The sequence below is a fragment of the Streptomyces sp. NBC_00448 genome (assembly GCF_036014115.1).
Classification (GTDB): Bacteria; Actinomycetota; Actinomycetes; order Streptomycetales; family Streptomycetaceae; genus Actinacidiphila.
The window spans coordinates 4,465,958-4,479,476 of the sequence record NZ_CP107913.1 but is presented as its reverse complement, the minus strand read 5'-3'; the positions used below and the strand labels follow the sequence as shown (position 1 = coordinate 4,479,476).

Annotated in this window: 13 protein-coding genes and 1 tRNA gene; 8 read left to right on the top strand and 6 right to left on the bottom strand. The window is 72.0% G+C overall.

The genetic code is table 11. From position 1 onward, the window contains the following. Positions 1–222: 222 nt before the first annotated feature. The 3 genes from OG370_RS18940 to OG370_RS18930 all read right to left on the bottom strand — a co-directional run bounded on the left by OG370_RS18940 (position 223) and on the right by OG370_RS18930 (position 2,220). The gene (locus OG370_RS18940; protein WP_328465815.1) at positions 223–921 is read right to left on the bottom strand and encodes a hypothetical protein; all 699 of its coding nucleotides are present in this window, start codon (positions 919–921) and stop codon (positions 223–225) included. 205 nt (positions 922–1,126) lie between these two features. After that, positions 1,127–1,200, bottom strand: a tRNA-Pro gene (locus OG370_RS18935). Between the two features lie 96 nt (positions 1,201–1,296). Continuing rightward, positions 1,297–2,220: a metallophosphoesterase gene (locus tag OG370_RS18930; protein WP_328465813.1), complete on the bottom strand. Its 924-nt coding sequence runs from the start codon at positions 2,218–2,220 to the stop codon at positions 1,297–1,299. Positions 2,221–2,430: 210 nt separating this feature from the next. On the opposite strand from OG370_RS18930, the gene OG370_RS18925 reads away from it, so the two are divergent. Next, positions 2,431–2,892 (top strand): GatB/YqeY domain-containing protein, encoded by a 462-nt coding sequence (locus OG370_RS18925; protein ID WP_328465811.1) that lies wholly within the window; start codon positions 2,431–2,433, stop codon positions 2,890–2,892. Positions 2,893–3,101: 209 nt separating this feature from the next. On the opposite strand, the gene OG370_RS18920 is transcribed toward OG370_RS18925, so the two are convergent. Further along, positions 3,102–5,480 carry a transglycosylase domain-containing protein gene (locus OG370_RS18920; protein ID WP_328465809.1) on the bottom strand — a complete coding sequence of 793 codons (2,379 nt, stop codon included), beginning with the start codon at positions 5,478–5,480 and terminating at the stop codon, positions 3,102–3,104. 621 nt (positions 5,481–6,101) lie between these two features. Between OG370_RS18920 and OG370_RS18915 the strand changes: the two genes are divergently transcribed. Further along, entirely contained in the window at positions 6,102–6,440 is a 339-nt protein-coding gene (locus OG370_RS18915; RefSeq protein ID WP_328465807.1) for a WhiB family transcriptional regulator, read from the top strand. Between the two features lie 111 nt (positions 6,441–6,551). Here the strand turns inward: OG370_RS18915 and OG370_RS18910 are convergent, their stop codons facing one another. After that, a complete protein-coding gene (locus tag OG370_RS18910) occupies positions 6,552–7,847 on the bottom strand; it encodes an ArsA family ATPase (RefSeq protein WP_328465805.1) in 1,296 nt (431 codons plus the stop codon). A 66-nt stretch (positions 7,848–7,913) separates the two neighbouring features. Beyond that, positions 7,914–9,098 carry an ArsA-related P-loop ATPase gene (locus OG370_RS18905; RefSeq protein ID WP_328465803.1) on the bottom strand — a complete coding sequence of 395 codons (1,185 nt, stop codon included), beginning with the start codon at positions 9,096–9,098 and terminating at the stop codon, positions 7,914–7,916. Between the two features lie 87 nt (positions 9,099–9,185). Here OG370_RS18905 and OG370_RS18900 point away from each other — a divergent pair, with 87 nt between their 5' ends. The 6 genes from OG370_RS18900 to OG370_RS18875 all read left to right on the top strand — a co-directional run bounded on the left by OG370_RS18900 (position 9,186) and on the right by OG370_RS18875 (position 13,490). Next, complete coding sequence (locus OG370_RS18900; RefSeq protein WP_107503983.1) at positions 9,186–9,344, top strand: DUF4177 domain-containing protein; 159 nt, start codon at positions 9,186–9,188, stop codon at positions 9,342–9,344. Next, positions 9,341–9,808: a RidA family protein gene (locus OG370_RS18895; RefSeq protein ID WP_328465800.1), complete on the top strand. Its 468-nt coding sequence runs from the start codon at positions 9,341–9,343 to the stop codon at positions 9,806–9,808. The genes OG370_RS18900 and OG370_RS18895 overlap by 4 nt, the downstream gene beginning before the upstream one ends. Positions 9,809–9,915: 107 nt before the next feature. Next, positions 9,916–10,341 (top strand): DUF952 domain-containing protein, encoded by a 426-nt coding sequence (locus OG370_RS18890; protein WP_328465798.1) that lies wholly within the window; start codon positions 9,916–9,918, stop codon positions 10,339–10,341. A 91-nt stretch (positions 10,342–10,432) separates the two neighbouring features. Continuing rightward, positions 10,433–11,341 carry an NUDIX hydrolase gene (locus OG370_RS18885; RefSeq protein WP_328465796.1) on the top strand — a complete coding sequence of 303 codons (909 nt, stop codon included), beginning with the start codon at positions 10,433–10,435 and terminating at the stop codon, positions 11,339–11,341. Beyond that, positions 11,338–12,171 (top strand): MBL fold metallo-hydrolase, encoded by an 834-nt coding sequence (locus tag OG370_RS18880; RefSeq protein ID WP_328465794.1) that lies wholly within the window; start codon positions 11,338–11,340, stop codon positions 12,169–12,171. Before OG370_RS18885 ends, OG370_RS18880 begins: the two co-directional genes overlap by 4 nt. After that, on the top strand, positions 12,168–13,490 hold the full coding sequence (locus OG370_RS18875) for a cytochrome P450 (RefSeq protein ID WP_328465792.1): 1,323 nt from the start codon (positions 12,168–12,170) through the stop codon (positions 13,488–13,490). The genes OG370_RS18880 and OG370_RS18875 overlap by 4 nt, the downstream gene beginning before the upstream one ends. Positions 13,491–13,519: the final 29 nt, after the last annotated feature.

Here is a 13,519-nt window from a genome sequence, read left to right as displayed (position 1 = left end):
GGGGCTGGCCAGCGGAGGGGGTGTCGGGCTTGCTGCGGCCTTGGCCTAATAAGGCTGTAACGGTGGCGGTGGGTGCGGGAGGGGGTGGGCGCCCTCGGGGCGCAGGCCGTCGAAGACGACCATCAGGTAGCGGCGTCAGAGTTCCGGGTACGCCTGGCTGAGGGGCTCGGCCGGGTATGCGGAAGCTCGAAGTCCATACGTGCATGATGCCAAAGCGCACCGTCAGCTCTGGCTGGGCTGCGGATCGGTGAAGACGGGGAGGTAGCGGAACTCTCCGCTGGGGCCGCCTTGTACGGAGTACGGCTGCCAGTTGAGGGGGTAGGTGCCGCGGAGGGTTCGGGTGTTGTCTGTGTAGTCGCCGCCGCCCCAAAGGAGTTGGCCCGTGAGGGTGCGGCCCTGGTGGATACGGAAGTCGCGGTCCCGGGTGCTGTCCCGCTTCGGCGGGGTCCACAGGCCGTATTCGTTGGTGATGAGGAGGGCCAGGCCGTTCTGGTCGGGGTGGGTGCCGAAGCGCTCGAGCCGGGCGATGTCGGTGACGAAGCCCAGGCGGGCCAGGTCGGTGGCGGCGTGGGACTTCAGCGCGTACTCCTCCGGGGGGTGCCCGGCCGTTCCGGTCCACTGCGTCGTGAAGTACTTGAACTCGATGGCCGTGCGGGCCGACGTTCCGATGCAGAGCAGGTCTAGGTACTCGGCGCCGGTGGCGTCCGGGGCGTTCTGGCGGACTTCCAGCCTGGACTGGATCTTGGGGGCCAGCTCCCACAGCACGCGCGCGAAGCTGTGCTGGAGGTCCGCTTCCGAGTGGAAGACCGGGCGGTCCTGCTGGAGCCGGGCCATGACCTCCGGCAGCGAGACTTCGCCGGCGATGAGAGGTCCGGACGTCGTCACGGCACCCAAGCCCTGTTCCGCTGATCTTTCCTGCATGTGGCATCCCCCGGGGTCGGCAATCCGTGGAGGCGACCGTAGCGCCGTCGTGAGGGCCGTCTCAGGCGTTCCGCCGAGCCGGGCAGTTCCCGCCTGGGGAGCCAGATGTTGAGGTTGGCTCCCAGATGGCTCCCAAGACGCCTCCGGGAACGACTCAGGGCCCTGATCCTCGGAAGAATCAGGGCCCTGACCTGCTGCTTTGGAGTCGGGGTGGCGGGATTTGAACCCACGGCCTCTTCGTCCCGAACGAAGCGCGCTACCAAGCTGCGCCACACCCCGGTGCAACGAGGATTACTTTAGCGGACCCGGAGCCGGAGGCGAAATCCGGTTTCGGGGGAGCCGGGGGAGAGGCCAGGGAGGGGGCCCGGGGGAAGGTCAGGTGAGGGTGAGGAGGGTGGCCTCGGGGGGGCAGGCGAAGCGGACCGGGGTGAAGCGGTTGGCGCCGCAGCCCGCGGAGACGTGGAGGTAGGAGGTGGAACCGGTGGCGGTGTGGGTGGAGAGGCCCTTCACGCGGTCGGCGTCGAGGTCGCAGTTGGTGACCAGGGCGCCGTAGAAGGGGATGCAGATCTGACCGCCGTGGGTGTGGCCGGCCAGGATCAGGGGGTAGCGGTCGGCCGTGAAGGCGTCCAGGACCCGGAGGTAGGGGGCGTGGACGAGGGCGAGGTTGAAGTCGACGTCGGGGTCGGGGCCACCGGCCACGGCCGCGTAGCGGTCCCGCTTGATGTGCGGGTCGTCCAGGCCGGTGAGGCCGAGCACGGGGCCGTGGTCGAGCTTGAGCCGGCCGCGGGTGTTGCTCAGACCGACCCAGCCGGCCGCGTCGAAGGCGTCGCGCAGGTCGCCCCACGGGTTGCGGATCGCGCCGTGGGCGGTGCCGCTCTTGCCGTTCAGCCCGTGCTGGCCGCGGGCCTTCTCGACCAGATAGCGGCCGGGGTTGCGGAACTTGGGGCCGTAGTAGTCGTTCGAGCCGAAGACGTACGCGCCGGGGAACCGGAGCAGCGGGCCGAGGGCGTCGAGCACTTCGGGGACGGCGGTGGGGTCGGAGAGGTTGTCGCCGGTGTTCACCACGAGGTCGGGGCGCAGCCCGGCCAGGGACTGCAGCCAGCGGCGCTTCTTGGTCTGGCCGGAGACCATGTGGATGTCGGAGAGCTGGAGGATGCGGATCGGCCGCATGCCCTCGGGCAGCACCGGCACCTCCACCCGGCGCAGGCGGAAGGACCGCGCCTCGAAACCTGCCGCGTAGGCCACGCAGGCCGCGCCTGCCGCCGTCACACCGAGGGGGATTCCGTATCGCGCGCGCATGCGTCCATCGTGTCAGAGTCGGCACCTCAGGTGTGCGCTGGTACGGCTGCGGTACGACGGTACGACGACTAAGGGATGGCCTTACGCCGACCGCGGTACGGCCGCGCGCCGACCGCGGCGAGCCTTACCCGCCTACGGGAACTTCCGCGGGAGCGGCCCCTGCGACGTTAATACGGCGCACCCGCCGCGCCGTGATGCGAAAATCGCCCTATGACCACGACCCTCAAGCAGCGACTGCACGACGACCTGACCGCCGCGATGAAGAGCCGCGACGAACTGCGCTCTGCCACGATCCGGCTGACCCTCAGCGCCATCACCAAGGAGGAGGTGGCGGGTGACACGGCCCGGCAGCTCTCCGACGACGAGGTGCTGAAGGTGATCGCCCGGGAGGCGAAGAAGCGCCGGGAGGCCGCGGAGGCGTTCGCGCAGGGTGGCCGGGAGCAGTCCGCGCAGCGGGAGCGGGAGGAGGGCGAGGTGCTGGCCGAGTACCTGCCCAAGCAGCTGGGCGACGAGGAGCTGGCGGGGATCGTGCGGTCGGCGATCGAGGAGTCCGGCGCGTCCGGGCCCAAGGCGATGGGCGCCGTGATGAAGGTCGTGAGCCCCAAGGTGGCCGGGCTCGCGGAGGGCGGCCGGGTCGCCGCCGAGGTCAAGCGCCAGCTCGCGGCGGGCTGAGCCCAACGCCGCCACCCCACCGCCGGCACCCGAACCACCGCGGCCGCACCCGCCGCCCGCGCCCGCGCCCGCGTAAAGCAGTGGCACCGCGGAACCGCGGAGCGGATGACGTAAGAGGCGTGACGTAAGGGGCACCCACCAGAGTGGGTGCCCCTTACGTCACGCCTCTTACGTCATGCCCGTTCACCGGGTGCGGCGCTCGACCGCCGCTATGGTGTCCCGCCCAGTTGCCCGCCGGTCTGCCCGCCCGAGGGGAAGAGCCCCCCTGCCCCGCCGCCGGTCGTCCCGTCCGTGGTGCCCTGATCCGCCCCCCCGGTGGTCGCGCCCCCGGTCGTCACCCCGCCGGTGGTGGCCCCGTCGACCCCGCCCGTCGTCCCGCCGACCGTGCTCGTACCGGTGCCGCCGCTGGTGATCGCGCCGGTGGTCGCGCCCATCACCGTGAAGCCGCCATGGCCACCGTGCCCGCCGTGGGCCTTGCCGTTGTCGCCGCCGTTGTCCCCGGTGTTGTCGCCGTTGGGCGGCTGCTGGGAGTCGCCCGGGCTCGGCACGTTGAGCGGGACGGTGGTGAAGTTCTCCGCGGGCGTGCCCTCCAGGGCGCCGCTCATCGCGTCCTTCCAGATCGGCGCGGGTCCGTCGGCGCCCTGCACCTTGTCGTAGCTGCGCGGGCCGATGGTGATGTCGATCATCTGCCGCTTGTGCGCCGGGTCGCCCATCCACACGGCGGACGCGAGGTTCGGCGTGTAACCGGCGAACCAGGCGGCGTAGCGGTTGTCGGTGGTACCGGTCTTACCGGCCGTCTCCCGGCCGGGGAGGTTGGCCGCAGTACCCGTACCGTCGTCGACGACGCCCTTGAGCATGGTGTTCAGGGTGTCCGCGGTCTGCTGCGACATCGCCTGCGAGCAGAGTGACTTGGGCACCGTCAGGTGCTTGCCCTGGGCGTTGGTCACCGAGTTGATCACGATCGGCGTGCAGTAGACGCCGCGGTTGGCGAAGGCGGCGTACGCGGCGGCCACGGTCAGCGGCGACACCTCATTGGTGCCCAGGGTGAGCGAGGCGCCCTGCACCAGCGGCTTGCCGTCGGCCCGGCCCACACCGAGCTTGTCGGCCATCTTCACGATCGGGCAGAGGCCGACGTCGGCTTCGAGCGCCACGAAGTAGGTGTTGATGGACTGCTTCAGCGCGTCCGGCATCGAGTACGGGCCGCGTTCCGACGGCATCTCGTTCTGCGTGGTCTTGTCGCTGTGCAGGACCGCGCCGTTGCAGTTGGTCACGTCCGGGTACTGCATCTTGTTCGGCGCCGGGTAGGTCTGCGAGGGCTTGTAGCCGGCTTCCAGGGCGGCCGCGGCGGTGATCGGCTTGAACGTCGAACCGTTCTGGAAGCCCAGCCCGCCGTCCATGTCCTGGTTCACCGAGTAGTTGATCTGCGTCTCGTTCTTGCCGAGGCCGTACGGCTTGCTCTGGCCCATCGCGACGACCTTGCCGGTGCCGGGCTGCACCATGGTCATCGCCGCGGCGATCGTGTCGCTCTTGTAGACGTGGTTGCTGATCCCGTCGAGCAGCGACTTCTGCGCCTTCGGGTCGAGCGTGGTGGTGATGGTCAGACCGCCGGTGTTCCAGACCTTGGCGCGGTCCTCCTTCGTCTTGCCGAAGGCGGCGTTCTGCAGGAAGGTCTCGCGGACGTAGTCGCAGAAGAAGCCGGCGCCGTTGACGGCGGTGATGCAGCCGTTCTTCGGGGTGCTGACCTTGAGGCCGAGCGGGGCCTTCTGCGCGGCGGCGGCCTGGGCCGGGGTGATGTCCTTGAGCTGGGCCATCCGCGCCAGCACGGTGTTGCGCCGCTGGGTCGCGGCGTTCGGCGCGCTGATCGGGTCGTACCCGGTCGGGGACTGGACCAGCCCGGCGAGCATCGCGGCCTGCGGGAGGGTGAGGTCCTTGGCGTGGGTGCTGAAGTACCGCTCGGAGGCGGCCTCGATGCCGTACGCCTGCTCGCCGAAGAAGGTGATGTTGAGGTAGTTCTCCAGGATCTTCTTTTTGCCGAGTTCCTTCTCGACCTGGATCGCGTACTTCATTTCCTTGATCTTGCGGCCCACGGTCTGCTGGGTGGCCTCGGCGACCTTGCTCGGGTCGTCGCCGGCCTCCTCCACGAAGACGTTCTTCACGTACTGCTGGGTGAGCGTGGAGGCGCCCTGGGTGCCGCTGTCCGAGGCGTTGTGGCTCAGGGCGCGCAGGATGCCCTTGAGGTCGATCGCACCGTGCTCGTAGAACCGCGAGTCCTCGATGTCGACCAGCGCGTTGAGGATGTTGGGGCTCATCTGGGTGATCGGCACGACGGTGCGGTCACGCGAGTAGACGGTGGCGATGAGGCCGCCGTTGGCGTCGAGGATCTTGGACGCCTGACTCAGGGGCGGCTGCTTCAGCTCTCCTGGCAGGTCGTCGAAGCCCTTGACGGTGCCCTTCGCGGACAGCCCGAGAGCGCCGGCGGCGGGCAGCGCGATTCCCGCGAGCACCACGCCGGCCAGCACGCTGACACCGAGGAACTTGGCGACCTGCTGGGTCGTCGACAATCCCCCACCGGAACGCTTGTGAGCCATGCAGAGCAGCCTAAACCGTCATCCTGGGAGTTCCCGAGGCTTGGTGGCTTTTCTGGGCGGACGCGTACGAGACCGTGACAATACGAGGCCGTGACGTTCGTGACGGAAACGGGTCACGGCGTGGACGGGTGGTGAGGGGACGCGGCGGCCGCGACCGCCGGCGGCGGACCCGGATGCAGGGGCGTACGCCGGCGCGAGGCGACACGGACGCGACGCGGGACCCCTCACGCGGCCTACGGGGTACGGGCGTTGCGATTTCCCGGACGCGCGGTGGGGTGGTCGCCTACCCTGGAGCAGGCGGGGCGCGAAGGGATCGCGACCTCTTGCCTTCCTTTGTCACTCTTGTGAGTGATGAGAACTGCCCGAATTTCGGTATATGCCTGGGGTCTTGGCGCCTCCAGGCGGGCGGAGGGCATGGTTTCTCCGGATATATCCGATTTCGTCGCGGCTCACTCCGTTGGGTGATCTGCCGCGCACGCATAGTCCATTCGGGCCATGCAAGATTGGGCCTGAAAGGGCTGTTGCGCCGCGCCTACCTTCCGTAACGTCCTCAACTGGCAACGGTGAATATGCCGTTTGCCGCCGTGGGGGAGCCTCGATTCGGGAGAGGACGGCGCCAGCATGAGCAGCTGGGTAACCGACTGGAGCACGCAGGCCGCGTGCAAGACGACTGATCCGGACGAACTGTTCGTCCAGGGTGCGGCCCAGAACCGGGCGAAGGCGGTGTGCACGGGATGCCCGGTGCGCACCGAGTGCCTGGCGGACGCCCTCGACAACCGGGTCGAGTTCGGTGTGTGGGGGGGGATGACCGAGCGTGAACGCCGCGCTCTGCTGCGCCGCCGTCCGACCGTGACGTCCTGGCGCCGGCTGCTGGAGACCGCCCGTACCGAGTACGAGCGCAGCAGCGGACTGCTGCCGATCGGCGACGAGGCGGACGAGGACTACGCCGCGGCGGGCTGATCGCCCCTGAGAGGCCGACCGTCCTTGCGACGCCGACCGTCCCTGAGCCGCTGATCGTCCTTGCGACGCCGACCGTCCCTGAGACGGCGGGCGAGGACGGACGAGGACGGACTACGCCGCGGCCGGCTCATCGCCGCCGAGACGCAGGCCGATCGCCCGCAGCCCTTCCAGGTCGTGCACGTCGCCGGGCAGCGCCGTGACTTCGACCACAGGGACTTCGGGGTGCACCGACACGAAGCGGTCACGCGTGCGCCGCTCGCGGGCGACCACCTGCATCCGCTCGGCGTGCAGGCGCAGCAGCCCCGCGGCGAGGAGTTCCGTACGGTCCTGGGGGTCTGCCTCGACGCGGTCCCGGGCGCTGTCCGCGGCGCCCTTCCCGGCGCCTTCCGCGGCGCTGCCGGAACCTTCGTAGTCAGCTTTCCCGGTGGGGAGATCGACAATGCCGTCGTCGGCGAGATTTTCCGCGACCGCGTCCTCCAGCGCCTCGGCGGCGGCCAACGCCCGTTCCGCGGTGAGCTGATCGGCACCGCTGCCGTGCACGCGGTTGAGCACCAGCCCGGCCAGCGGCATGTCCTCGGCGGCCAGCCGCTCCACGAAGTAGGCCGCCTCGCGCAGCGCGTCCCGCTCGGGGGCGGCGACCACCAGGAACGCGGTGCCGGGCGCCTGGAGCAGCCGGTAGGTGGCGTCGGCGCGGGTGCGGAACCCGCCGAACATGGTGTCCATGGCGGCGACGAACGTCTGCACGTCGCGCAGCAGCCCGGCGCCCATCACCTTGCTCAGGGTGCCGGTCATCATCGACATGCCCATGTTGAGGAACTTCACCCCGGCCCGGCCGCCGACCTTCGCCGGCGCCATCAGCAGCTTGATGAAGCGGCCGTCGAGGAACGAGCCGAGCCGCTTGGGGGCGTCGAGGAAGTCCAGCGCGCTGCGGCTCGGCGGGGTGTCGACGATGATCAGGTCCCAGGCGTCCTGGGCCCGTAGCTGGCCCAGCTTCTCCATCGCCATGTACTCCTGGGTGCCGGCGAAACCGGCCGACAGCGACTGGTAAAAGGGGTTCTCCAGGATCGCCCGGGCCCGCTCGGGGTCGGAGTGCTGCACCACGACCTCGTCGAACGTCCGTTTCATGTCCAGCATCATCGCGTGCAGCGAGCCGCCGGCCGACCGATCGATTCCAGCCACCTCGCGCGGGGTGTTGTCGAGTTCGGTCAGGCCCATCGACTGCGCCAGACGGCGCGCGGGGTCGATGGTGAGCACCACCGCAGTGCGCCCGCGCTCGGCGGCGCGCACGCCCAGCGCGGCGGCGGTGGTGGTCTTGCCGACACCGCCGGAGCCGCAGCAGACGATGATGCGGGCCTTGGGGTCGTCGAGCAGCGGATCGATCTCCAGCGGGGGGCTTTCCAGGCTCATCCGTGCGACCTCAGAACTCGGGCTCGTTGTACGCGGGGCCGGCGTCGGCTCTTCAGGCGGGCGTCGTCAGTCATCGTCCACGTCCACGTTCGCGGCGCGGGCGTCTTCGGCACCCTCGGCGTCTTCGGCATCGTCCGGGGCTTCGTCGTCGTCCGGCGCGACGGGTGCGTGGGCGTCCTCGCGGGCGGGCGCCACCGCCTGGTGGCGCAGGCTCTCGGCGAGCCGGTAGAGCCCGCCGAGGTCCACTCCGTCGCCGAGCAGCTCCAACTCCCTTACCGGCAGGCCGAGTCCGGCGATCTCCGCGCGCTGCTCCCGCTCCAGCACCACGCGCTGGGCGTGCTCGTGGGCCTGGGCCAGGAGCGGCTCGACGAGGCGTTCCGCGACGCCGCCGCGGCGCGCGCCGCCGAGCCCGGCCTGGGACAGCGCCTTGGCGACGGCAGTCCTGCGCTTGCCGTTGCCGGCCGCACCGCCGCCGTTGCCGCTCGCCCCGCTCTCGGTGCCGGCCACCTCCGCCAGCTCGGCGTCCGCCAGCATCACCGGCCGCACCATGTTGACGATCACCGCGCCCACCGGCAGCCCGGCCGAGCGCAGTTCCGCCACGCCGTCCATCGTCTCCTGGACCGGCATCTCCTCCAGGAGCGTCACCAGGTGGATCGCGGTCTGCGGGGACTTCAGCACCCTCATCACGGCCTGCGCCTGGTTGTGTATCGGGCCGACCCTGGCCAGGCCCGCGACCTCGTCGTTGACGTTGAGGAAGCGGGTGATGCGGCCGGTCGGCGGGGCGTCGAGCACCACCGAGTCGTACACCGGCCAGCCCGCCTTGTCCTTGCGGCGCACGGCCTCGCACACCTTCCCGGTGAGCAGGACGTCGCGCAGGCCGGGGGCGACGGTGGTGGCGAAGTCGATCGCGCCGAGCTTCCTCAGCGCCCGGCCGGCCCGGCCGAGCTTGTAGAACATGTCGAGGTAGTCGAGCATCGCCAGCTCGGCGTCGATCGCCAGGGCGTGCACCTCGCCGCCGCCCGACGCGGAAGCGATCCTGCGTTCCTCGTACGGCAGTGCCTCGGTCTCGAAGAGCTGGGCGACGCCCTGCCGCTCCTCGACCTCGCACAGCAGCACCCGGCGGCCCTCGGCCGCGAGGGCGAGCGCCAGTGCGGCGGCGACCGTGGTCTTGCCCGTGCCGCCCTTGCCCGTCACGACGTGGAGCCTGACGGCTGATGACTGTTGAGGGCTCACCCTTGCGAGCCTAACCATTCGGCGGCCCCGTCACCCCTCCGGCCGCCGGTTCGCCCTCCGGAGCCGCCGCACGAAGCGGGCCGCCCCAGGCACTAAAGTCGCGGTATGGCGAAGAAGTGGGAGTACGCGACCGTACCGCTGCTGGTGCACGCGACGAAGCAGATCCTGGACAACTGGGGCGAGGACGGCTGGGAGCTGGTCCAGGTCGTCCCGGGCCCGAACACCGAGCAGCTGGTCGCTTACATGAAGCGGGAGAAGGAGTGAGCGGGGCCGTCGCGTCGCGGCTCGCCGAACTGGGGCTGACCCTGCCGGACGTGGTGCCGCCGCTGGCCGCGTACCAGCCGGCGGTCCGCTCGGGCGCGTACGTGTTCACCTCGGGGCAGCTGCCGATGATCGAGGGGAAGCTGCCGGCGACCGGAAAGGTCGGCGCCGAGGTGTCCCCGGAGCGCGCCAAGGAACTCGCCGCGACCTGCGCGCTGAACGCCCTCGCGGCGGTCCGCTCGGTCGCCGGCGACCTGGACCGGATCGCCCGCGTGGTCAAGGTGGTCGGCTTCGTCGCCTCCGCGCCGGACTTCACCGGTCAGCCCGCGGTGGTCAACGGCGCCAGTGAACTGCTCGGCGCGGTGCTGGGCGACAAGGGCGTGCACGCGCGCAGCGCGGTCGGCGTCGCGGTGCTGCCGCTGGACGCGCCGGTCGAGATCGAGATCCAGGTCGAACTGGCCGACTGAGCCCGGCCCGGCCGCCGCGTGCGCGGTGGCCGGACGGGTGGCCGGGCGGCGCTGGTACGGCGATGCTCGTACGGCGACGGTTGAGGACGCGACGGGAGGGCGGCTCGGTGGGCGAGGGTACGCACGAAGGTGCCGGCGCTGCGGATGACAGCGCGGACTCGGGCACAGGCACGGGCAGGGGTGGCGGCGCCGCACCGGCGCGGTCCGACCTGATCCTGCACCTCACCGAGCGCGCGCTGTGGGACGAGGCTCGCGCGGTGGGCAGCTACGAACTGTCCACCCGCGACCGCACCCTCGGCGACGTCGGCTTCATCCACTGCTCGCTGCGCCACCAGCTCCCGGCGGTCGCCGCGCTGCTCTACGGCGCCAAGCCGGCCCGTACCGACCTGGTCGTCCTGGTGATCGCGGTGGACCGGCTCGACGTGCCGGTCCGCTACGAGCCACCGGTCCCGGGCGGTGAGGAGTTCCCGCACATCTACGGCCCGCTGCCGGTCACCGCGGTGGTCGCGGTGGAGCCGTGGCCAGGGCCGTAACCAGGGCCGTCGCCGGGGCCGTGGCGCGGGGTTGTCCACAGCCGTTCGGGTGACCCTCGAACAAATCGCCGCGGGCACGTAGGCTCCGGCCATGAGCAGCATGAACGGTGCCTCCTCCACTGCCGACTGGGCCGAGCGCGTCCGCGCCCTGGCCCGCGGCGAACTGGTCCCGGTCGACGCGCGACCCGCCGCGACCGTGCTGCTGCTGCGCGACCCCGAGGCGGGCGGCACCCGTGCCGGCGAGGCGGGCGGCGCGTCCGCGGGGGAGAGCGGCGGCCCCGCCGTCCACATGCTGCGCCGCCGCGCGTCCATGGCCTTCGCCGCGGGTGCGTACGCGTACCCCGGCGGCGGGGTCGACCCGCGGGACGAGCGGCCGGTGCGGTGGGCCGGACCGCCGCTGGAGTGGTGGGCGCGCACGCTCGGCGTGCCCGCGGGCCAGGCGCAGGCGGTGGTCTGCGCGGCGGTCCGCGAGACCTTCGAGGAGGCCGGGGTGCTGCTGGCCGGGCCCGACGGCGAGAGCGTGGTCGCCGACACCACCGGGCCGCGGTGGGAGGCCGACCGCGCCGCCCTGGTCGCCCACGACCTCGCCTTCGCCGACTTCCTGGCCGCCCGCGACCTGGTGCTGCGCTCGGACCTGCTCACCCCGTGGGCGCGCTGGATCACCCCGGAGTTCGAACGGCGGCGCTACGACACCTGGTTCTTCCTGGCCCTCCTGCCATCAGGCCAGCGCACCCGCGACGTCTCCGGCGAGGCCGACCACACCGTCTGGCTGCGCCCGGCCGCGGCGGTCGAGGGCCATGCCCGCGGCGAGATGGCGATGCTCCCGCCCACCCTCGCCACCCTCCGCTCGCTGCTGCCGTACGGACGCGCGGCCGACGCCCTGGCCGCGGCGGCCGACCGGGACCTGACCCCGGTGATCGCGCGGGCGTCCCTGGACGACGACGGCCGGGTCGTCCTGACCTGGCCCGGCCACGACGAGTTCAGCCGGGAGCAGCCGTGACCGCCGCCCAGCCGCCGGGCCGCCCGCAGCCCACCGTCGGCGGCGCCGCCACCGCCCGCGCGCTGTGCGTCCTGGCGCCCAACCCGTCGCCGATGACGCTCGACGGCACCAACACCTGGATCGTCGCCGAGCCGAACTCCCCGCTGGCGGTCGTCATCGACCCCGGTCCGCTGGACGAGGAGCACCTGGCCCGGGTGATCGCCACCGCCGAGCAGCACGGCCGGCGGATCGCGCTGACCCTGCTCACCCACGGCCACCCGGACCACGCGGAAGGCGCCGCCCGCTTCGCGGAGCTGACCCGCACCCCGGTCCGCGCCCTCGACCCGGCGCTGCGGCTGGGCGACGAGGGACTGGCCGCGGGCGACACCGTGACCACCGGCGGCCTGGAACTGCGGGTGATCGCCACCCCCGGCCACACCGCCGACTCGCTCTCCTTCCACCTGCCGGCCGACCGGGCGGTGCTCACCGGCGACACCGTGCTGGGGCGCGGCACCACCGTGGTCGCCCACCCCGACGGCCGCCTCGGCGACTACCTGGACTCCCTGCGCCGGCTCCAGTCCCTCACCGTGGACGCCGAGGTGTCCACGGTGCTGCCCGGCCACGGCCCGGTGCTCGACGACGCGCGCGGCGCCGTCGAGTTCTACCTCGCCCACCGCGCGCACCGCCTGGCCCAGGTCGAGACCGCCGTCGAGTCCGGCCTGCGCACCCCTGCCGACGTGGTCGCCCACGTCTACGCCGACGTCGACCGCGCGCTCTGGCCCGCCGCCGAGCTGTCGGTCCGTGCCCAACTCGACTACCTGCGCGAACACGGACTCATCGAACTGCCATGACACTTCAGCCCTCGCCCTCGCCGTCCTCTCCCGCGTCCCCGGCCACGTCCCCGCCCGCCGAGGCCACCGCTCCCGCCACCGCCCTGTTCGCGCCCTGGTCACCCTCCTTCGTCCAGGACCCCTACCCCGCCTACGCGGCCCTGCGGGCGGCCGGTCGCGCGCACCGCTTCGACCCCACCGACCAGTGGCTCGTCCCGCACTACGACGACGTCAGCGCCCTGCTGCGGGACCGCCGGCTCGGCCGCACCTACCTGCACCGCTTCAGCCACGAGGAGTTCGGCCGCCAGGCGCCGCCGCCCGCGCACGAACCGTTCACCACCCTCAACGGCAACGGGATGCTGGACCTCGAAGCGCCCGTGCACACCCGTATCCGCCGCCTCGTCGCCAAGGCGTTCACCCCGCGGATGGTGGACGACCTCGCGCCGACCGTGCACCGGCTCGCCGCCGAGCTGATAGCCGCCCTGCGCGCGGACGGCGGCGGCGACCTGCTGGCCCGCGTCGCCGAGCCGCTGCCGGTCGCGGTCATCGCCGAGATGCTGGGGGTGCCGCCCGCCGACCGCGCCCTGCTGCGTCCGTGGTCGGCGGCCATCACCGGCATGTTCGAGCTGAACCCGTCCGAGGAGACCGCCCGGCTCGCGGTGCGGGCCAGCGAGGAGTTCTCCGACTACCTGCGCGGCCTGATCGCCACCCGCCGCCGCGCCCCCGGCGAGGACCTGATCAGCGCCCTGATCGCCGCACACGACGACGGAGACGTGCTCAGTGAGCAGGAGATGATCTCCACCTGCGTGCTGCTCCTCAACGCCGGCCACGAGGCCACCGTCAACACCACCACGCTCGGCTGGCTCCAGCTCTTCCGGCACCCCGACCAGCTGCGCCTGCTGAGCGACGCCACCGCCGGCACTTCCGCAGGCGCCTCGGCCGGGGACGAACTGCTGGGCGGCGCCGTCGAGGAGATGCTGCGCTACGACACCCCGCTCCAGCTCTTCGAGCGCTGGGTGCTGGACGACATCGAGATCGGCGGGACCACCATCCCGCGCGGCTCCGAGGTGGCCCTGCTCTTCGGCTCCGCCAACCGTGACCCGGCCCGCTTCCCCGATCCCGACCGCTTCGACATCACCCGGCCCGCGGCCGGCAACAAGCACGTCACCTTCGGCGCCGGCATCCACTTCTGCCTGGGCGCGCCGCTGGCCCGGCTCGAACTCACCGCGTCCTTCGGCACCTTCCTGCGCGAAGCCCCCGGCATGCGGCTGGTCGAGGAGCCCGCCTGGCGCCCCGGCTACGTGATCCGCGGCCCGGAACAGCTGCTCGTCACCTGGTGACGGCGGTCTCCCACCCGGGCGGGGGCCGG

Coding starts and splice junctions, on each gene's coding strand:
- OG370_RS18940 (WP_328465815.1), bottom strand. CDS start 921: ATGCAGGAAAGATCAGCGGAACAGGGCTTGGGTGCCGTGACGACGTCC.
- OG370_RS18930 (WP_328465813.1), bottom strand. CDS start 2,220: ATGCGCGCGCGATACGGAATCCCCCTCGGTGTGACGGCGGCAGGCGCG.
- OG370_RS18925 (WP_328465811.1), top strand. CDS start 2,431: ATGACCACGACCCTCAAGCAGCGACTGCACGACGACCTGACCGCCGCG.
- OG370_RS18920 (WP_328465809.1), bottom strand. CDS start 5,480: ATGGCTCACAAGCGTTCCGGTGGGGGATTGTCGACGACCCAGCAGGTC.
- OG370_RS18915 (WP_328465807.1), top strand. CDS start 6,102: ATGAGCAGCTGGGTAACCGACTGGAGCACGCAGGCCGCGTGCAAGACG.
- OG370_RS18910 (WP_328465805.1), bottom strand. CDS start 7,847: ATGAGCCTGGAAAGCCCCCCGCTGGAGATCGATCCGCTGCTCGACGAC.
- OG370_RS18905 (WP_328465803.1), bottom strand. CDS start 9,098: ATGGTTAGGCTCGCAAGGGTGAGCCCTCAACAGTCATCAGCCGTCAGG.
- OG370_RS18900 (WP_107503983.1), top strand. CDS start 9,186: ATGGCGAAGAAGTGGGAGTACGCGACCGTACCGCTGCTGGTGCACGCG.
- OG370_RS18885 (WP_328465796.1), top strand. CDS start 10,433: ATGAGCAGCATGAACGGTGCCTCCTCCACTGCCGACTGGGCCGAGCGC.
- OG370_RS18875 (WP_328465792.1), top strand. CDS start 12,168: ATGACACTTCAGCCCTCGCCCTCGCCGTCCTCTCCCGCGTCCCCGGCC.